Origin of the sequence: Exiguobacterium sp. s34 (assembly GCF_018617435.1) — a bacterium.
GTDB classification, from domain to species: Bacteria; Bacillota; Bacilli; order Exiguobacteriales; family Exiguobacteriaceae; genus Exiguobacterium; species Exiguobacterium aestuarii.
Genome location: NZ_JACSKE010000006.1, coordinates 49,649 through 68,475 on the forward strand (window position 1 = coordinate 49,649; position 18,827 = coordinate 68,475).

Genomic DNA, 18,827 nt, shown 5'->3' on the forward strand with positions numbered 1-18,827 from the left:
TGAACGATGGGAGTCACAATTGACTTGAATGCGATTCGCGAGAACAAACGTCGGATTGAAGCGCTCGGGCGCCCCGTGTTTGCAGTCGTGAAAAACAACGCCTATAACCTAGGGATGGAGCCAGTTGTGACGACTTTGTATGATGAAGGGGTCCGTCACTTCATGGTGACAACAATCGAAGAAGCGATCGAGGTTCGGACGTATGCGCAATCGGCTCGTGTCCTCGTCATGAACCCGGTCTATACGTGGCAACACGTGCATGCCCACGATTTTGACGTCGCCATCGGGTCATATGAGTGGCTCGTCTCACAGCGAGAGCATCTCGATGGCGTTCGTCTGCATCTAAAACTAGATGTCGGGATGAACCGATTCGGTGCTAAAACGTTTGAAGAAGCACTACAAATCGTCGCTTTCTGTCAAAATGAAGGACTGAACCTCGTCGGATTATGTACGCACTTCCCGCTCGCGGACGCAGACAATGCGGAAGTCGAGCACAGCGTTCAAGTCGAACGGTTTGCTGATTGGTCGACACGATTGATGGAACGTCATACGTTTGAATTGATCCATGCAGCGAACAGTGCGGCCACGCTTCAAGACGATTCGCGTCTGCATCATTGCACACATGTACGTGTCGGGATCTTCTTATATGGCTATTCATCGGTCGAACCGGTTGAATGGTTAGTTCCTGCTTTCTATTGGGAGACGGAAGTGGTCGCGGTCCATGACATTGAAGCGGGGGCTCATGTCGGATATGGGACGGGATACACAGCCGAAACGAAGGAACGCATCGCCGTACTTCCGGTCGGATACGGAGATGGATTGATGCGGGCGAGACGTCACTTGCCTGTTCATATTGACGGGAAAGCCTATCCGTTCGTCAGCAACATCTTTATGAGCCATAGCTTCATCAAAGTCGACGAGAATGTGCAGATCGGCGACCGTGTGACGTTGTATGGCATAGAAACGAAAATCGATGACGTGACACGCGTTGGCTATGCCAACAACTCAGAACAGCTCTGTGCCCGTTCGTGGCGTGTCCCACATCGCTTTGAAGGAGGAATTGTATGTACACCACCAATCAATCAGAATGTTTGATCGAAGGCGTGTCCGTCCGTGAACTTCAAGCGACGTACGGGACACCTTTATATATGATGAGTGAGCCAGAACTAGAGCGTCGCCTTGGGATCGTTCAAGACGCGTTTCTAGACAAGTATCCGAACACATATGCGTTGTACGCGTCAAAAGCATTATCGATTGCGGCCGTGTATGAAAAAGTGATGGCGGCAGGATTAAGTGTCGACGTCGTCTCACGGGGTGAAATGTACGTGGCACTGCATGCCGGTGTACCGGCGGAGCGCATTCACGTCCACGGGTCGAACAAGACGATCCTTGACATCACGTTCGCGCTCGAACAGGGGATTACACACTTTACCATCGACAACATGCGTGAAATCAGCCTCTTGTCAGGACTTGCGGCTGAATACAATCGTGAAGTCGATGTCCTTCTCCGCATCGTGCCTCAAGTTGTTGGAGGTGCTCATGCGGCGATTCAAACGGGTGGAGTTGATACAAAATTCGGTTTCCCGACGCATGACGATACGTATTTAGATGCGGTTCGTGCGACGTTAGAAGCGGAACATTTACAGTTGAAGGGGATTCACTGTCATGTCGGCTCTCAAATTCAAGATCCGACCCTCTTCATCAATACGGTGAAGACGATGGTACGGTTCATGGATACGATTCGTCAGGAGACGGGCTATACGACGGATGTGCTGAACATCGGTGGTGGCTTCGGTGTCGCTTACTTAGACGAAGACGAGCGTCTCGACTTCGCACAGACGATGGAGCGGGTGATGGAAACGTTAATCGACGAGGTAGAGGCTCGTGAGTTGCCACTCCCAAAAATCGGGATTGAGCCAGGCCGTTGGCTCGTTGCCAATGCCGGTGCCACACTGTATGAAGTAGGAACCGTCAAAGAAGTGAATGGCGTACGCACGTTTGTGTCCGTCGATGGGGGGATGACGGATAACATTCGCCCGGCGCTATATGACGCGGAATACGAAGTCGTGGCAGCGACTCGGATGAATGAAGAGAAGACGCTCGAGGCGAAAATTGTCGGAGCGTGCTGTGAGTCGGGGGATATTATCTCGAACCGCTCCTTGATTCCTTCGGTCACGCCGGGTGATTTGTTACTCGTCAAAGCAACGGGAGCGTACAATTTCTCGATGGCGAGCAACTATAACCAAATGCTTCGTCCCGCAGTTGTTTTCGTCAAGGATGGGAATCACCGCCTTGTCGTACGTCGCCAAACGTTTGAAGATTTGGTGGCATGTGAGGTTATTGGACAATCGATTTAAGGCTACAGAGTCATCTGTAGTCTTTTTTTGATTTTGAAATGAGAACGTTTTTCAATTATGATAGAGGAGAGAAAAGAAGGGGAAGTGACGGTCATGACAAAGACAGCAGCACAACAATTAATTGAGGAAAGACGGACGGTTCGGATTTTCAAGGAAGAACCGATCGATACGAAAGTGCTCTATGAGGTGTTGCAATCGGCACATCACGCACCGTTTCATAATAAGATCGAGCCATGGAACGTGTACGTGTTCAATGGGGATGGGAAACAGGTATTACTCGACGCGCTCGAGCCAGCCTTCACGGAGGCGTCAGAAGGCCAACGTGAAAAGGTGACAGGACGAATCTTAAATGCCGCCACGTGTATGTATGTGACGGCAAAACGATTTGAGACGGATAAAGGAAATCGGGATGCGATGCTCGCGACGGCGACATTTATTCAAAATGTTCAACTTTTGTTCAGTGAACGTGAAATCGGGATGGTCTGGCGTACAGGTGGGCTATTTGACGATGCGCGTTTGAAGGAAATGATTGGAGCAGAAGGAGAAACATTTATCGGTCTTCTGCAAATCGGGAAATATGACACCGGGGACATTCCGACACCAAAAGCACGGCAACCGATTGATGCACATCTGACCATTTTCGAATAAAAAAGCGAGCGTGGGGATCACCCTCGCTCGCTTCATCTATATATCGTTTATTTTTTTAATTTAGTTGCGAGCCAATCTTGAATTACAGGTGTTGGAATCATCCAGCCGTTCCTCCATTTTTAGAATCTTCTTCTCTACTATTATCCAAATGCATGCGTTCCCAAACCTCACGATGTGCACCATGGAGCGTGTCATCGAAAGAGTCATCGATATGAAGACCATAACTTGGGTTAATCGATGAAGCGTACAAATCTAACATGAGTTGATCGTGGTTCGGATACATAGAGTGGGCTCCTTTCAATACGTCAGCTTGGCTACATCATCAGTATACAAAGGAACTGTGTAGAAAATTCGAGAGAAACGTTAACATTTTATGAATCTTGTAAACGCTTTCACAAACTGTGCGTTTCGCTTAAGGGCACACACGTCTGTTTATATTGTTCGGCGCGTTTCGCGTACTTCTTAACGGTTCTCTCCATGATGAAACGATCCTCGTCATTCAATGGACGAACAACTTTTGCGGGGACGCCCATTACCATTACCCCTTCAGGAATTTGCATATTTGGTGTGACGAGAGCACCCGCAGCTACGAATGATCCTTTCCCAATCTTGGCACCATCGAGCACAGTAGCGTGCATCCCAATGAGGCAATCCTCCTCGATCTCACAGCCATGAATCATCGCCATGTGACCGATTGAGACACGGTCATGGATGATTGTCGGCGACCCTTCATATTGATGGATCATCGAACCGTCCTGAATATTCACATAAGCACCGATTTGAATCGGACCTTCATCTCCACGGATGACGGTATTGAACCATACCCCCGAGTGCGCCCCAATCGTCACATCTCCAATCACATGTGCTCCTGGTGCGAGATAAGTCGTCGGGTCGACGTGTGGTGTCAGTTCTCCTAGTTTATATTGCATCGTTGTAACCCCTTTCAGATCGATATGCTATCATTGTCGCACAACTTGAAAAAGAAATTGCAACGAAAAGAATATTCTTGGTAAGATAGTTAAAATACGTTGAATAAGGAGATCGAGAGATGGAGAAACAACATTTGATTGACATCGCCGCAAAGAAAAAGAAAGCGGCCGTCGTCTTTAAAGACGTCGCTGTGATTGACGTGTACAGTCGTGAGACGATTCGTACGGACGTCGCCATCGATGCTGGGTATATTGTGGCAATTGGGGATGGATACGATGGAGAGGTCGAATATCATGATCCAACTTGGACGCTTGCCCCGTCCTTCATCGATTCGCACGTCCATATCGAATCGTCGATGGTCCCGCCACATGAGTTTGCGAAGGCGGTCTTGCCACTCGGTGTCACGACAGTCATTGCGGACCCGCATGAGATTGCGAACGTGAACGGGGCACTTGGAATTGAGTATATGTTAGCGGATGCGAAAGGCCTTCCACTCGACGTCCGGATGATGTTACCAAGCTGTGTGCCGGCGACGCCGTTTGAACATGCAGGTGCAAAATTGTATGCAGAGGACTTGGCGCCGTTTCTAGGAGATCCCGGTGTCCATGGATTGGGTGAGGTCATGGACTATCCATCGGTCGAAGCAGGAAGCGAAGACATGCTTCAAAAGATCGCACAGACGGAACAAGCGGGCAAAGTCGTGGATGGACATGCTTCAGGTCTCAACCCTGATCAATTGAACGTATATCGTTCAGCAGGAATCATGACGGATCATGAATGTACGACAGCAGAAGAGGCGATTGAACGGGTACGACGTGGATTCTACGTTCAAATTCGGGAAGGTTCTGTCGCTCGGAACGTGGAGAAGGTCAGTCTTGCCGTGACAGAGAGCAACGCCCATCGCTTCCTCTTCTGTACAGACGATAAACATTTGGATGATTTAGTCGCGGAAGGTGGGATTGACTACAACATTCGTACGGCGATCAAGCAAGGGGTCAAACCAGAGACGGCCTATGCGATAGCGAGTTTACACGCCGCAGAAGCCTACGGGTTAAAGGAAATTGGTGCCATCGCACCTGGCAAGAAAGCGAACTTCGTCATCTTGTCAGACGTCGAATCGGTAAAAATCGAACAAGTGTATGTCAACGGTACACTCGTCGCCGAAGCAGGGAATGCGACATTTGATGCTGAAGGAATTGAAGTGCCAAAACCGATGAAAGGCGAACTCGAGTTACCTGAATTGACGGCTGACTCGTTCCGACTTGCCCCTAGCGAAGAGGAAGTGGATGTCATTCAAGTGCTTCCGAACAGCTTGTTGACGAAACGACAACGTCTCACGTTCCAACCGGATGCATCAGGCGCAGATTTAGCACAGGATATCGCAACGCTTGCTGTCATCGAACGTCATCACGGAACAGGTCACATGGCGCTTGCTCCCGTTACAGGATTCGGGTTGAAACGAGGTGCACTTGCGGCTACGGTAGCCCATGACAGTCACAACTTGGTCATCGCTGGGGTCAGCCCGGAAGATATGTTGCTCGCAGCGAGAACGCTTGAAAAAGTAGGCGGTGGGGTCGTCGCTGTATCGGAAGGGGAAGTGCTCGCCGTGCTCCCGCTTGAAATCGGTGGTTTGATGACGAAACGCCCTTACCGTGAGGTGGCAGATATTCTCGAACAGCTAAACGATGCGCTCGATGTTGTCGGGGCACACCGTCATTTCAATCCGTACTTGACGATGTCATTCCTTGCCTTACCGGTCATTCCAGATTTGAAATTGACCGATATGGGATTGTTCGACGTGACGACCTTCTCATTCATCAACACTTGACTCGGTCTAACGTATGATTTTTGTTAAGAACGGTCGATAACGATTGAATGCCTGACTGGAAGTTGGTATAGTTACGACAAGTTTCATCGGGTCAAATTTGAAAGGGGGGATATTACAGATGGAACAAGTTGCTTACAATCGGTCGTATGATGAACATGAGGAATTGATCAATTCTGTATATCGTGCTTTCAAGGACCGATGCGAAGAACTGCCAGAAGAAACACAGACGAAACGACGTCTGCGGCGCCTCATCTTCTCTACAATTAAAGAACAGACGAAGTCTCACGCTGACCGATTCGTGTTGTATCACTTCTTCAACGACTTCTTTAAAGCCGTAGAGACGAATGACCAAGAAGCACTTGCTGTTTTGAAACGAATCATTCGTGATGAAAAAAACTATTGATATGTGACGTCAACTTGTGATAATTTAGACGTAACTTTAAATGAATATTCGTGCTATCGATGAGGTAGAGGTGCGATGCTGATGAGTAAGTAGTCGGAGGATGACAACGATGAGGACTACAAAAAGGCAGGATCGCCGAAGTGCAACACCATGTCCGTGGGGTTGTGCTGGGCTGACGGGAAATACCCGTCGGACTGCCATACATATTTACGTATGGAGCGCTCCAAGTCGGCTAAGAAAGACGGAACATCCAGCGAGGGTGTCGGCTTTGTTGCCGATGCCCTCGCTTTGCGTTTTTTTAAGCATAGGGGGGCCTCATCCTAATTAAAAAAGGAGGAATTCAGCATGGTAGATTATTCAACTTCGGTACTTTCACTCGTACCGGCATTACTCGCAATTATTATGGCAATTACAACAAGAAAGGTTATCCCATCACTCGGTGTCGGGATTGTCGCAGGGGTACTTCTCTTGCATAGCTTCAATCCGCTTGATTCGATTCAATACTTATGGTCGAACATTATCGCTTTATTCTGGTCGGACGGAGCCGTCAATGAATGGAACGTTTTGTTGATTGCATTCTTGCTCTTGCTCGGGATTTTATCGTCAATCATTCAAACGTCAGGTGGTGCACGCGCATTCGGTGAATGGGCTGCTGCGAACGTCAAGACAGCACGCGGTGCGCGTCTCGTATCGTTTGGACTTGGTATTTTGATCTTTATCGATGACTACTTCAACAGTTTGGCAGTTGGGAATATCAGTCGTCCGCTTACGGACCGTAAAAATATCTCGCGCGCGAAACTTGCGTACACGATTGACTCAACGGCAGCACCTGTCTGTGTCATCAGCCCGCTTTCAAGTTGGGGTGCGTACATCATCGCCATCATCGCTGGGATTTTGACGAAATATTCGATTGATAGTTACTCATCGTTCTCTGCATTCATTCAAATCATTCCGATGAACTTCTATGCCGTCTTCGCACTCTTGTTGACAGCGTATGTCGCCTTCACTGGACTTGCCATCGGCCCGATGCGCACACATGAACTTCGTGCCCTTCAAGGTGAATTGTATGATTCGGCAAAAGGGAAGCCGATGGGTATGAGCGAAGACTTGCATGAACATGAAGGCGGAAAAGTTCGTGATTTAATCGTTCCAATCATTACGCTCATCATTGCGACAGTATCAGCGATGCTTTATACAGGTGGTCAAGCACTGGCTGCAGACGGTCAAGATTTCTCATTGATTGGGGCGTTCGAATCGACAGACGTGACACGCTCACTCGTCGCGGGTGTTGTCATCAGTTTGATTGTCGCATTCCTTCTACTTGTCGGACGTAAAATCCCGGCACGTGATTATGGTAAAGCAGCATGGGAAGGCGTCCGTGCGATGTGGCCGGCTGTTCTCATCCTCTTGTTTGCTTGGACAATCATCGCAGTCATTAGTGATATGAAGACCGGTGAATACTTGGCGAGCTTCGTTACAGATACAATTGCCGCTTCTTACTTGCCGCTACTTCTCTTCTTGATTGCGGGTATCATGGCATTCTCGACTGGGACGAGTTGGGGAACGTTTGGTTTGATGCTTCCGATCGGGGCAGACTTGATCATGGCGGTTGAACCAGAGCTTCTCCTCGCATCACTTGCTGCTGTATTGGCCGGTGCGGTGTTCGGTGACCACTGTTCACCAATCTCGGATACAACGATTCTCAGTTCGACCGGTGCAGGTTCGCACCACATCGATCACGTGTTGACACAGTTGCCATACGCGATTCTCGCGGCAGTCGTCTCAGCAATCGGATATTTGGTGCTCGGAATCACAGCATCGATTTGGATCGGGTTCTTCGCGGCATTGCTCTCGTTTGTCGTATTGGTTGCAATCGCACAAGTGATTTCAAAACGTGGCAAAGTACCTGCTGAACTTCGCGCAGAGCGTGAGGCTTAATAGATGAAAATGACTTCCATCGGTTGATGGAAGTCATTTTTTATGTGCGGTCGTCACTGTATAAGTGAGACGGTCGAGCAGTCTACCGAGAATAAACCAGAAGGAAACTGTCATGATATACAGTGAGAACTGTGGCAAAGAAGTTGGGTGGATGATGTGTGAGGAAAACCAGGGTGTCTCGAGCAGCCAGAACGGAGGCGAGCTCAAGAATAATAGGATGTTCTTGTCATCAAATCCAACAATATTAAGGGTGCAGATTACAATAGCAAATAGGGTGAGCCAAAGTGTCCAACTCTTCATAAGTTGAAGCCCCTTTCATGACAGAAAAACATCCTTGAACCGTATCGGTATCAAGGATGTTTTATTATTATTTGACGTCAAGCCATTTGAAGCTTGCATCGGCACCGAACGGGTGACGGTACATGTTCTCGATGTTTGAACGCTCTAAGTATGCTTCACCTTTTTGGTAAATTGGAGCGATTGCGAAGTCTTCTTCAAGAAGGATACGTTCAGCTTCTTGCATTGTTTCCCAACGCTTCATCTGATCGGCTTCTTTCTTCGCAGATTGAATCAACTGATCATACTCGTCGTTTGAATACTCCATACGGTTGAATGGTCCGTCTGTAACCCACATATCAAGGTATGTCATTGGATCTTGATAGTCAGGGCCCCAACCAGCGGCAGAAACGTCATATTCACCTTTTCCTTCGAGATCAAGGAAGTTTTTGAACGGTTGCTGTTTGATGTTGAGCGTCAAACCAGGCAAGTTCTTCTCGAGTTCACCTTTGATGAACTCATTGACTTTCTTGAAGGCTTCTTCGTCACGCGAGAGGAACTCGAGCTCGATTGTTTCGACGCCTAGCTCTTCAAGTCCTTTTTCCCAAGCAGCTTTCGCTTCATCGACATTGTAGCTGAGAAGGTCTGGGTGTTTCTCACGGAAATCAGCGCCGTCTTCCGTGAACGTGAAGTCTTTCGCCACGATATAGTTTGCTGGTTGTGAACCGTCTGTCAAGATGACATCAGTCACACTTTGCTTATCAAAACCTTTTGCGAGTGCTTCACGGATGTTGACGTTTTGAAGCGCTTCGTTTTTTTGGTTGAAGCGGAGGAAGTTGATTCGTGCATCGGCACGTGTCTTGAACTCATCGCTATCTTCAAATTGTGGAACGAACTCAGAAGAGAGGAGTGTATAGTCTGCTTCACCAGACTCGAACAAGTTGACACCTGTCGACACGTCTTTTACGACTTTTACGTTGATCGTATCCATCTTCACGTTTTCGGCATCCCAATACTCTGGGTTTTTCTTATAAACCCAACCTGCATTGTCTTGCCATTCGCTTAACACATAAGGACCGTTATAGAGCGTCTTGTCGACCGAAGTTGCGAATTCTTCGCCCTGTTCTTCAACGTACTCTTGCTTTTGTGGCATGTATGTTGGGAAACCAGTCAATCCTAAGAAATATGGTGCTGGTGCTTCCAACTGAACTTCAAGTGTCTTCTCGTCGATTGCTTTCGCACCGAGATCGTCAAGAGACGCTTCGCCTGCAAGGATTTTGTTTGCATTTTTTAAGTCTTGAAGGATATACGCATACTCTGCACCTGTTTCTGGATTGAGTGCGCGTTTCCAAGAGTAGACAAAGTCTTCAGCTGTGATAGGTGAGCCGTCTGACCAGTTCGCGTCACGTAGCTTGAACGTGTATGTAAGTCCATCCTCGGATACTTCGACATCTTCAGCGATTCCTGGTGTCGGTTGGTTGTTCTCGTCTAGACGATATAACCCTTCGAACACGTTGTTCGTCACGATGATCGATGTCGAGTCTGTCGTAAGAGTCGGATCGAGCTGTGGCAAATCTGTCGCCGATACCATTGTAATTTCTTTTTTAGCATCGCCAGAAGATGAATCCTCCGAACTCGATGAGTCGTCCCCTGTACTACAAGCTGCCGTCGCCAATAATGCGACCCCCGATAAAGCTAGCCATTTCTTGTTACGCATGTTTCAACCTCCCGAAAATTCTGATAATTTAGAATATGTTGTAATTAAACTACATCTCGGATGAATATGCAATGGAATTTTTCAAATTATTCGAAAATATAAACTTATTTAGAATACCTATCCATCAATCCTTTTAGGAAGTAGAATAGAAAAATCAACGAATGATTATACAGTATCTTTGTATAGTTATTCGGCAAGGTTATAGAGTAGTGGAGGCGTTAATTTGAAACAACATTCAGCCGGAATCGGCTTTTTCGGTCTCGCGGCCATGGTCGTCGGGACAATGATTGGCGGAGGTGCCTTTAATCTTCCAGGTGCCATGGCGCAAGGCGCAGGAGTAGGACCTGTTTTAATTGGGTGGGGGATTACGGGCATCGGCATGATCATGCTTGCCTTCGTCTTTCAGTTTTTAGCAGACACACGTCCGGAGTTAGAAGGCGGTATTTACGCCTACGCGCGCGAAGGGTTCGGCAAATTTGTCGGGTTCAACAGTGGATGGGGTTACTGGATGTCGGCTTGGATTGGTACAGTGGCAAACATCACGTTGATTTTTAGCACGTTGGCATATTTTTTTCCAATATTCTCGGCAGAACACCGATTGTTCCGATTGTTCGTAAGTGCCATCTTGGTATGGGGATTATTTTGGCTTATTTCCCGCGGAATGAGAGAAGCGGCCTTGTTGAATATCGTCACGACGATTGCGAAGCTCGTTCCGATTTTTTTGTTCATCGTCCTCATCCTTTTTGCGTTTCAGATTGACACGTTCCGAGTCGACTTTTGGGGCGAGTCGGGATTTGTCTGGGCAGATGTTTTTCCACAAGTGAAATCCACGATGCTCGTAACACTTTGGGCATTCGTGGGAATCGAAGGCGCAGTCGTCTTATCCTCGCGCGCACGAGAGAAAAAAGATGTGGGTCGAGCGACAGTGATTGGTTTAATCGGTACGTTGTTGATTTATATGATGATTTCGATTTTCTCGTTCGGTGTCCTAACGCAAGAACAGCTTGCGGCGTTACCAGAACCGTCGATGGCATACGTGTTAGAAGCAGTCGTCGGACCGTTTGGAGCCACGTTGATCAATATCGGTTTACTCGTCTCATTGACAGGTGCATTGCTCGGATGGACAATCTTGGCGACAGAAATCTCCTATGTCGCTAGCCGTGATGGTGTCTTTCCAAAAATGTTCAATCGGCTGAATGCCAACGACACCCCAGTGAACGCGCTATTCATCACACAAGTGTTTACGCAAGTCGTCACAGCTGTTGCCTTGTTCTCGGAGCAGACGTATCTCGTCTTGTCGAGTATCGCAGGGATCGCGGCACTCGTTCCTTATCTATTCTCGGCGCTATATGGATGGATGGAGGCAAAACGGACGGCATCGTTGAGAATGATGGTTGTCTCCGCGATTGCTTCGCTATATGCGACATGGCTGTTGTATGCATCGGGAATCGAATATGTTCTGATTGCGATGATTCTTTACGCACCAGGTGTGTTCGTCTTCCTTTTAGCCGAAAGAGAACAGGGACGTCCATTCTTGACGCGCACACAGTCGATGATTGCTGTCATTATTTTGTTATGTGCCACGTATGGCATATATGGTCTTTGGACATCATCGATTGCATTATGAGAAAAACTCACCGACGCGTTATACGTTCGGTGAGTTTTTTGATGACCGTAGTAATTGTTCAATCGTCTCTGGAGAAGCCGGTCTTGCGTATAGGTAACCTTGGAATGAATCACATTCGGTGGACTTTAAATGATGAAGCATTTCTTCGTCCTCGACGCCTTCGGCCACGACGTGAAGGTTCAAACTCTTCCCAAGATGAACGATAACGTCGAGTAAGTGAGATTTGGATGCCATCCAATCATCGAGAAATACTTTATCAATCTTGAGTTCATCGACTGGGAACGATTTTAAATACTGTAAGGACGAGAATCCTGTTCCAAAATCGTCAATCGACAGTCGATAGTTCAGGCGTTTAATTTGCTCCATCCGTTCAATGATTTCATCGGTCTGTTGCATGACCAAGCTTTCCGTAATTTCTAGAATGACATCTGATGTGTCGAGTTGGAGTTGTTGCTTAATATTTCGGAGTGTATTCAAAAAGCTGTCGCTCCGGAACTGATTTGGTGAAATATTGATTGCCATCGATAGGGGCTGGTCAAATTCAGCTTTCCACGCCTTCAATTGTTTCGTCGCCTCTAAAATGACCCAGTTGTTGATCGGGACGATGAGCGCCATCTCTTCTGCGAGCGGAATGAATTCAGAAGGTGGGATTTGTCCCAATTCTTCGTGATGCCAGCGAAGGAGTGCTTCGAAGCCGATGAGGCGATCTGTCGCAAGTTCGTACTTTGGCTGATACTCGAGATAAAAATGCTTTTCTTCGAGTGCGCGGTATAAAGCTTTCTCAATATGAATTTGTCTTGAGAAGGCAGCATCCATATCTTTTGTCACGAATTGTATTGTGCCGACCCCAATCTGTTTCCCTTTGAAGAGTGCACTTTCAGCACGTGTATACAGTTCCTCGAGTGAACTTGCCGAAGACGGGTAAAACACACAGCCGACTGAAATCGAGACCATGATCGAGTGATGGTAGATTCGGAATGGTCGTTGCAACTCATGTTGAAGATGGCGAAGTGATTGAAACACTTCTTCTTTTGACTCTTCAAAGAACATGACGCCGAACAGTCCGCCCGTCGGATGGAACAATAAAGCGGATTCCGGGATGAGGTGAAGTGCGCGCTCTTTGATTTGAATGAGGAGCTCATTCCCGACGCGAGACCCGAATGATTCGTTAATGATTTTGAAGCGGTCGATATCGAATAAGGCGATGTGAAGGAGTCCTTCCCGCTCATCAATTTGTTGAAGAATCGAACCGTATTGACGTAAAAACCCTTTCTTATTGAAGAGGCCTGTCAACTCATTTTGATAAGCAAGGAATCGGACTTCTCTTTCAAGACGCTTCTTCTCTGAGACATCAAACCCGAATGCCGTATACTGAATCACATCGCAATTGTCACTGATAATCGGAACAACGGTCAAATTGAGCCAGCACGGTTCCTGGTCATGCTCTTTACAAGAGATTGCCATTTCCCCGTTCCAGATCCGATTCGTCGCCAAGGACTTTAAGACATCACGTGAAATGCAGCCCTGGTCGTTTGAGTCATGAATGAGCTCGAACCAGTTTCGTCCGATTAGTTGCTGCTCCGTTGCATCGAGTAAACGACACAATGATGGATTAATATCGACAATCTTGCCTTTTGCGTTCGTCGCCAAGTAATGGGTCGATTGCTTGATCATTTCTTGAAAATGATGAAGCAAGTTGAACTGCTCTGTGCTGATGAGCGGTCCAAACCCTTTTGGAAGGAAGGCGAGGAAATAACCATTAATCCCTTCGAGTGAAAAAGATTGCAAGTATGCGGTCGCATAAATGACGGATCCATCTTTATGTTGAAACGGTGTCATCGCCGTCGTTGAAAATGGATATTGAAGGAGTAGCGGTGTCCATGTCTCTAGAGCATGTTCCAACTGCCGAACGACAGGAAGCGGTTGATGGAGGACTTCTTCGCGTTCCCAGCCAAATAATACTTCGGCATGTGTATTCCATAACAGCACCGTACCATCTTGGGAAATATAACAACACGGTACAGACAATGCATCGATGAATTGGTCTACCTTTAAATCACGCAATGAAGCCACATCATTTCCTCCAATCTGTCATGCTAAATGAATATTCTAATGTCAGTGTACCTGATTTTGCCAATTCAAGGAATGCTTAAGTTCGCCATTGTCAAAAGAAAGAGGGACATCATATACTGAAAGGGTAAGATAGTTTTGAATAAGGGGGAAGCAATATGTCAAAAACACATGATGTGATTGAGCTGACAGAAAAATTCGGGGCGCACAACTATCATCCACTACCGATTGTTATTTCGGAGGCGAAGGGGATTTGGGTAACCGATCCTGAGGGGAATCGCTATATGGATATGTTAAGTGCATACTCTGCAGTCAACCAGGGACACTGCCATCCGAAAATCATTCAAGCTCTCAAGGATCAGGCGGATAAGATTACGTTGACGTCACGTGCCTTTTACAACGATCAACTCGGACATTTTTACGACAAAGTGGTAACGCTTACAAAAAAACAAATGGTGTTACCGATGAATACGGGAGCAGAAGCCGTCGAGACAGCTGTTAAAACGGCTCGTCGTTGGGCATATGAAGTGAAAGGGATCCCAGGTCAGGCCGAAATCATCGTCTGCACAGGAAACTTCCATGGACGGACAATGGCTGCTGTGTCGATGTCGACCGAAGCAGAATATCAGCGAGGATTCGGACCGCTCTTGCCAGGATTCAAAGTCGTCCCATATGGCGATATCGATGCATTCGAAGCGGCAATCACAGAGAATACTGCAGCGTTTATCGTAGAACCGATTCAAGGGGAGGCAGGAATCATCATTCCGCCAGAAGGTTACTTGAAACATGCATCGGAACTTTGTAAACAACATAACGTCCTGTTCGTAGCGGATGAGATTCAGTCAGGGCTTGGACGCTCCGGAAAATGGTTTGCGATCGAGTGGGAAGATGTCACACCGGATATGTACATTCTCGGAAAAGCGCTTGGAGGCGGTGTCTTCCCGATTTCATGCGTTGCAGCGGATCAAGAGATTCTTTCCGTATTCAACCCAGGATCGCACGGCTCAACGTTTGGTGGAAACCCGCTCGCTTCCGCGGTCTCGGTCGCGGCGCTCGAAGTGTTAGAAGAAGAGAAACTTGTTGAGCGTTCGTTAGAGTTAGGGACGTATTTCATGGAACGTTTGAAATCAATCGACAATCCGATGATTCGTGATGTCCGTGGTCGTGGATTATTCATCGGCATCGAATTGACAGAAGCGGCTCGTCCTTATTGTGAGGCATTGAAAGAGCGTGGACTTCTATGCAAAGAAACGCATGAGACGGTGATTCGATTGGCACCACCACTCGTGATCACGAAAGAAGAACTCGACCAAGCGTTTGAAGCAATCGAAGCGGTTCTTGCTCCGGCAGCTATTTCGTAAACAGCGTCAGCTTGGTATAATAGCCTCAGTTGAATCGACACCTGCATGTTGCAGGTGTCTTTTTCGTGGAGGAGGAATTTGGATGCTGTACGTATACGTTGGATTAGCAGGTGCAGTTGGAGCATTGGCACGTTACGGACTTGGATTACTCGTCGATTCATTCGGGACGAGCCCGTTTCCCGTCGCGACACTGCTCATCAATTTAATTGGAAGCTTTCTATTAGGATGGATGACGCATCGATTTCTTCAAACGGGAAAATTTTCTCCCCAACTCGTTACGATTGTCGGAACCGGAATGATCGGGTCATTTACCACGTTTTCCACGTTTAGTGTAGAGACGATCCAATTAGTTGAAAATGGTTATGTACTGCTCGCTATTTCATACGTGTTCCTCAGCATCACATTTGGTTTATCAAGTTCATGGCTTGGCTATCGGATCGGAACAAAAGCAACAAGAGGTGAAGTGGAATGACGTTCGTTTGGATTGCGACCGGCGCCTTCATTGGTGCAATTCTCCGCTTCACAATTGGTCAGGTCATGAAAACGTGGTCTGATTCCACTTTTCCATGGGCAACGTTGTTTGTGAATGTGATAGGATCTTTTGGTTTAGGCTATTTATATGCGCACACCGATCAGCAATCACTCATCCTTTTCTTAGGAGTCGGATTTTTCGGATCGTTTACGACCTTCTCAACCTTAAAACTTGAATTGATGCGGTTTGCAACAAAAGATTGGATCCGATTCGGTCTCTATTTACTAACGACTTATCTGTTCGGCCTAATTGCAGCCTACATCGGTTTGACGATGTAAACAAAACACCCCTTCAGCCGAAGGGGTGTTGTCTTATTCTGCGAGTTGAAGCTTTTCTGTACATGAAGCACAAGTCGTTTCGTATGACTCGCACTGTTCGTCCATATGTTTCCCGCACTCCTGACATGTCTTATCCGGTAATTTTTGATAAAACTCGACAGATGATTCGAGTCGACTTGCCCATTCATTCATATGAAAATGCCTCCTTCGGTAAATTGTCTGACAGTTTTGGTTGTTGTATTGATTGTATTATAACAGAGGTGATTTAGTCAACTATAATATATAACAGATATCTTTATGAATTTTTGCTACACTATACACATAAAAAGACGAGGTGAAGAATATGAAAGTACCCCAATGTGAGACGATTGGGATTCAATCAGAAGATGTACCGACACTGCAAACCGCATTGGCGCAATTAGACGCTCCACGTGTCAGTCGTCTGTTTAAAGCGTTCGCTGACCCGACTCGTTTGAAAGTACTGTATGTCTTGACGCTTGAACATGAACTTTGTGTTTGTGATGTTGCCGCCGTCATCGGTCATTCGAATGCGACCGCATCCCACCATCTTCGGACGTTACTCGAACAAGGGCTAGTGAAGTATCGTAAAGATGGGAAGGTCGTCTATTATTCTTTAGATGATGAACACGTCAGACAGCTTGTTGAAATTGCGTTGGCACATAGTGAAGAACAGAAAGACGTTTAAATCTCATGACCGATCCTATAAGGGGTCGGTCATTTTTACCTATTGTCATGTATTTCATTTCGCGTTACGATATATTCAAATGAATGTTTGAATGTTAGGGGTGACAAGATGAAAAACCGAGATGTATTACCTGTATCTGGAATCACCTGCACGAACTGTGCAGCTAAAATCGAAAGGGATGTCACGAAGCGTGAAGAAGTGGCCTCTTGTCAAATTGATTTTGCGACGAGTCGAATGGTGATTGAATGGATCGATGTTTCTGAGCGTGAAACGATGCTCGAGTCAATCGAACAGACGATGAAACGAATCGAGCCGGGTGCGAAGTTTATCAAAGCAGAAGATGACCCAGCTGAAAAACGGGACTTTATCCTTTGGCGATTCCTTGCGGCGGCCTTTATCTTTTCGATTGCTCTTTGGGTGGATTCCATCCCGGGTTATATTGTGGCGTACGGGTTGGCCGGATACGATGTCGTTTATGGGGCCATACGAAATGTATGGAACCGAGAGTGGTTTGATGAAAAATTCTTAATGACGATTGCGACCATCGGGGCATTTGCGATTGCCGAATATCCGGAAGCCGTAGCGGTCATGTTGTTTTATCAACTTGGAGAATACGTGCAAGGACGGGCGGTACGTGCCTCTCGAAAATCGATTCAATCTTTGTTGAATATGAGACCGACGCTCGCTCGGGTACTAGATGGTGAGGAAGAAGTAGAGCGATTGCCGGAAGAAGTGTCGGTCGGGTCACATTTAATCGTCCGTGCCGGAGAATTGGTTCCGATGGATGGTGTCGTGTTAAGTGGTGCGAGTTCGCTCGATACCGCTTCGTTGACGGGAGAGGCAGTTCCTCGTCAAGTGAGAGCGGGTGAAGAAGTATTGGCGGGGATGGTCAACTTAGAGGGACGACTCGTCATCCAAACGACGAAGCTCGCCGCCGAGTCGAGCCTACAAAAGATGATTACCCTCGTAGAAGAAGCGAATGGGAAAAAGGCAAAGACAGAACAGATGATCACTCGATTGGCGAAAGTCTATACGCCTTTCGTTGTCGTCATGGCGGCACTCGTAGCATTTGTTCCTCCGTTGTTTGTCGGTGACTTGTCAGAATGGGTATATCGTGCCCTCATTTTCCTCGTCATTAGTTGCCCGTGTGCGCTCGTGATCTCGATTCCATTGGGCTATTTCGGTGGGATTGGAGCGGGTTCCAAACAAGGGATTCTTGTAAAAGGTGGAGAATACTTAGACACGTTAACTGAAGTGGACACTGTTGTCTTCGATAAGACAGGAACATTGACGACAGGACGCTTTGAAGTGACGAACGTCGTGACGACAGAAGGGGTACATGCCGAAGAACTGTTGCACCTTGCGGCCCGTGTGGAACGGGCATCCAATCATCCGCTCGCACAAGCTATTGTCAATCGAGTCGGAGACGTTCAGGCGTTCGAATCGATTCAAGAAGAGCCGGGGTATGGTCTCCATGCTTGTGACGGGAATGATCATATTTATGTCGGAAGCGCCCGTTATATGAAGCAGTTAGGTCAAACGATTGATGATTCGTCGATTGGTACGAGTGTTCATGTGATGAAGAACAATCGTTGGTTAGGGCGAATCGAATTGATGGATACGGTGAAGTCAGATGCGTATGATGCGATTCAAGCATTGAAAGAAGCTGGATATCGGACGGTAATGTTATCGGGAGACAGACGAGCGGTCGCTACAACAATCGGTGAACGACTTGGACTAGATGAAGTGCGAGGCGAATTGCTTCCGCACGAAAAAGTAGAAGCGATTGAACAGATGACCGTTTCCCGTAAAGTTGCATTTGTCGGAGATGGGATGAACGATGCGGCAGCGTTAGCGAGGGCTGATGTCGGTCTTGTCATGGGCGGAGTCGGAAGCGATACGGCGGTCACGGCAGCGGATGTGGTGTTGATGCATGATGACCCGAACGATGTTGTCCGAGCAATCAAGCTCGGACAACAGACGAAACGTGTCGTCTGGCAAAATATCTTTTTTGCGTTTGGGACGAAGGCGCTTGTCTTGGTTTTAGGGTTATTCGGGATCGCCACGATGTGGGAAGCTGTCTTCGCTGACGTCGGTGTGGCATTACTTGCCATTGCGAATGCGACAAGGTTACTACGAATGAATTCATGATGAAA

Annotated in this window: 17 protein-coding genes and 1 riboswitch; of the genes, 12 read left to right on the forward strand and 5 right to left on the reverse strand. The window is 47.3% G+C overall.

The features are described from left to right. The first annotated feature begins 6 nt into the window (after positions 1–6). The 3 genes from alr to KNO87_RS12680 all read left to right on the forward strand — a co-directional run bounded on the left by alr (position 7) and on the right by KNO87_RS12680 (position 3,005). Positions 7–1,095 (forward strand): alanine racemase, encoded by a 1,089-nt coding sequence (gene alr, locus KNO87_RS12670; protein ID WP_214796277.1) that lies wholly within the window; start codon positions 7–9, stop codon positions 1,093–1,095. After that, positions 1,065–2,357 (forward strand): diaminopimelate decarboxylase, encoded by a 1,293-nt coding sequence (gene lysA / locus KNO87_RS12675; protein ID WP_214796279.1) that lies wholly within the window; start codon positions 1,065–1,067, stop codon positions 2,355–2,357. The genes alr and lysA overlap by 31 nt, the downstream gene beginning before the upstream one ends. A gap of 93 nt (positions 2,358–2,450) precedes the next feature. Further along, on the forward strand, positions 2,451–3,005 hold the full coding sequence (locus KNO87_RS12680) for a nitroreductase family protein (RefSeq protein ID WP_251126826.1): 555 nt from the start codon (positions 2,451–2,453) through the stop codon (positions 3,003–3,005). Between the two features lie 97 nt (positions 3,006–3,102). Here the strand turns inward: KNO87_RS12680 and KNO87_RS12685 are convergent, their stop codons facing one another. Both KNO87_RS12685 and KNO87_RS12690 read right to left on the reverse strand, forming a co-directional pair. Continuing rightward, the gene (locus KNO87_RS12685) at positions 3,103–3,288 is read right to left on the reverse strand and encodes a hypothetical protein (RefSeq protein WP_214696806.1); all 186 of its coding nucleotides are present in this window, start codon (positions 3,286–3,288) and stop codon (positions 3,103–3,105) included. A 109-nt stretch (positions 3,289–3,397) separates the two neighbouring features. After that, the gene (locus tag KNO87_RS12690; RefSeq protein WP_214796283.1) at positions 3,398–3,934 is read right to left on the reverse strand and encodes a gamma carbonic anhydrase family protein; all 537 of its coding nucleotides are present in this window, start codon (positions 3,932–3,934) and stop codon (positions 3,398–3,400) included. A 119-nt stretch (positions 3,935–4,053) separates the two neighbouring features. Here KNO87_RS12690 and ade point away from each other — a divergent pair, with 119 nt between their 5' ends. The 3 genes from ade (at position 4,054) to KNO87_RS12705 (ending at position 8,104) form a co-directional block, all read left to right on the forward strand. Continuing rightward, on the forward strand, positions 4,054–5,763 hold the full coding sequence (gene ade, locus KNO87_RS12695) for an adenine deaminase (protein ID WP_214796284.1): 1,710 nt from the start codon (positions 4,054–4,056) through the stop codon (positions 5,761–5,763). A gap of 118 nt (positions 5,764–5,881) precedes the next feature. Continuing rightward, on the forward strand, positions 5,882–6,166 hold the full coding sequence (locus tag KNO87_RS12700) for a hypothetical protein (protein WP_015880753.1): 285 nt from the start codon (positions 5,882–5,884) through the stop codon (positions 6,164–6,166). A gap of 57 nt (positions 6,167–6,223) precedes the next feature. Next, a riboswitch (Lysine riboswitch) is annotated at positions 6,224–6,398 on the forward strand. 113 nt (positions 6,399–6,511) lie between these two features. Next, complete coding sequence (locus tag KNO87_RS12705) at positions 6,512–8,104, forward strand: Na+/H+ antiporter NhaC family protein (RefSeq protein ID WP_214796286.1); 1,593 nt, start codon at positions 6,512–6,514, stop codon at positions 8,102–8,104. Positions 8,105–8,471: 367 nt separating this feature from the next. Here the strand turns inward: KNO87_RS12705 and KNO87_RS12710 are convergent, their stop codons facing one another. Further along, complete coding sequence (locus KNO87_RS12710) at positions 8,472–10,097, reverse strand: peptide ABC transporter substrate-binding protein (RefSeq protein WP_214796288.1); 1,626 nt, start codon at positions 10,095–10,097, stop codon at positions 8,472–8,474. Positions 10,098–10,320: 223 nt separating this feature from the next. Between KNO87_RS12710 and KNO87_RS12715 the strand changes: the two genes are divergently transcribed. Further along, positions 10,321–11,724, forward strand: coding sequence for a basic amino acid/polyamine antiporter (locus tag KNO87_RS12715; protein ID WP_214796290.1), 1,404 nt, complete (start codon positions 10,321–10,323; stop codon positions 11,722–11,724). 18 nt (positions 11,725–11,742) lie between these two features. Here the strand turns inward: KNO87_RS12715 and KNO87_RS12720 are convergent, their stop codons facing one another. Beyond that, entirely contained in the window at positions 11,743–13,797 is a 2,055-nt protein-coding gene (locus KNO87_RS12720; RefSeq protein ID WP_214796292.1) for a sensor domain-containing protein, read from the reverse strand. Between the two features lie 155 nt (positions 13,798–13,952). On the opposite strand from KNO87_RS12720, the gene KNO87_RS12725 reads away from it, so the two are divergent. The 3 genes from KNO87_RS12725 to KNO87_RS12735 all read left to right on the forward strand — a co-directional run bounded on the left by KNO87_RS12725 (position 13,953) and on the right by KNO87_RS12735 (position 15,965). Continuing rightward, positions 13,953–15,155, forward strand: coding sequence for an ornithine--oxo-acid transaminase (locus KNO87_RS12725; protein ID WP_214796294.1), 1,203 nt, complete (start codon positions 13,953–13,955; stop codon positions 15,153–15,155). Positions 15,156–15,237: 82 nt separating this feature from the next. Then, on the forward strand, positions 15,238–15,627 hold the full coding sequence (crcB, locus tag KNO87_RS12730; RefSeq protein WP_214790713.1) for a fluoride efflux transporter CrcB: 390 nt from the start codon (positions 15,238–15,240) through the stop codon (positions 15,625–15,627). After that, positions 15,624–15,965, forward strand: coding sequence for a fluoride efflux transporter FluC (locus KNO87_RS12735; RefSeq protein ID WP_214796296.1), 342 nt, complete (start codon positions 15,624–15,626; stop codon positions 15,963–15,965). The genes crcB and KNO87_RS12735 overlap by 4 nt, the downstream gene beginning before the upstream one ends. 33 nt (positions 15,966–15,998) lie before the next feature. On the opposite strand, the gene yhfH is transcribed toward KNO87_RS12735, so the two are convergent. Next, positions 15,999–16,157, reverse strand: a complete 159-nt coding sequence (yhfH, locus tag KNO87_RS12740; protein ID WP_015880761.1) for a protein YhfH — start codon at positions 16,155–16,157, stop codon at positions 15,999–16,001. A gap of 151 nt (positions 16,158–16,308) precedes the next feature. On the opposite strand from yhfH, the gene KNO87_RS12745 reads away from it, so the two are divergent. Together KNO87_RS12745 and KNO87_RS12750 are read left to right on the forward strand one after the other, a co-directional pair. Continuing rightward, entirely contained in the window at positions 16,309–16,671 is a 363-nt protein-coding gene (locus KNO87_RS12745) for an ArsR/SmtB family transcription factor (protein ID WP_214790709.1), read from the forward strand. A gap of 108 nt (positions 16,672–16,779) precedes the next feature. Further along, positions 16,780–18,822 carry a heavy metal translocating P-type ATPase gene (locus KNO87_RS12750; RefSeq protein ID WP_214796298.1) on the forward strand — a complete coding sequence of 681 codons (2,043 nt, stop codon included), beginning with the start codon at positions 16,780–16,782 and terminating at the stop codon, positions 18,820–18,822. The last annotated feature ends 5 nt before the right edge of the window (positions 18,823–18,827 follow it).

Excerpts from the sequence above, each read along its gene's own strand:
- KNO87_RS12735 (WP_214796296.1), top strand. The coding sequence starts at position 15,624 with ATGACGTTCGTTTGGATTGCGACCGGCGCCTTCATTGGTGCAATTCTC.
- KNO87_RS12680 (WP_251126826.1), top strand. The coding sequence starts at position 2,451 with ATGACAAAGACAGCAGCACAACAATTAATTGAGGAAAGACGGACGGTT.
- KNO87_RS12750 (WP_214796298.1), top strand. The coding sequence starts at position 16,780 with ATGAAAAACCGAGATGTATTACCTGTATCTGGAATCACCTGCACGAAC.
- lysA (WP_214796279.1), top strand. The coding sequence starts at position 1,065 with ATGTACACCACCAATCAATCAGAATGTTTGATCGAAGGCGTGTCCGTC.
- KNO87_RS12705 (WP_214796286.1), top strand. The coding sequence starts at position 6,512 with ATGGTAGATTATTCAACTTCGGTACTTTCACTCGTACCGGCATTACTC.
- alr (WP_214796277.1), top strand. The coding sequence starts at position 7 with ATGGGAGTCACAATTGACTTGAATGCGATTCGCGAGAACAAACGTCGG.
- KNO87_RS12725 (WP_214796294.1), top strand. The coding sequence starts at position 13,953 with ATGTCAAAAACACATGATGTGATTGAGCTGACAGAAAAATTCGGGGCG.
- KNO87_RS12710 (WP_214796288.1), bottom strand. The coding sequence starts at position 10,097 with ATGCGTAACAAGAAATGGCTAGCTTTATCGGGGGTCGCATTATTGGCG.
- KNO87_RS12745 (WP_214790709.1), top strand. The coding sequence starts at position 16,309 with ATGAAAGTACCCCAATGTGAGACGATTGGGATTCAATCAGAAGATGTA.
- KNO87_RS12700 (WP_015880753.1), top strand. The coding sequence starts at position 5,882 with ATGGAACAAGTTGCTTACAATCGGTCGTATGATGAACATGAGGAATTG.
- KNO87_RS12685 (WP_214696806.1), bottom strand. The coding sequence starts at position 3,288 with ATGTATCCGAACCACGATCAACTCATGTTAGATTTGTACGCTTCATCG.
- ade (WP_214796284.1), top strand. The coding sequence starts at position 4,054 with ATGGAGAAACAACATTTGATTGACATCGCCGCAAAGAAAAAGAAAGCG.
- KNO87_RS12690 (WP_214796283.1), bottom strand. The coding sequence starts at position 3,934 with ATGCAATATAAACTAGGAGAACTGACACCACACGTCGACCCGACGACT.
- yhfH (WP_015880761.1), bottom strand. The coding sequence starts at position 16,157 with ATGAATGAATGGGCAAGTCGACTCGAATCATCTGTCGAGTTTTATCAA.
- crcB (WP_214790713.1), top strand. The coding sequence starts at position 15,238 with ATGCTGTACGTATACGTTGGATTAGCAGGTGCAGTTGGAGCATTGGCA.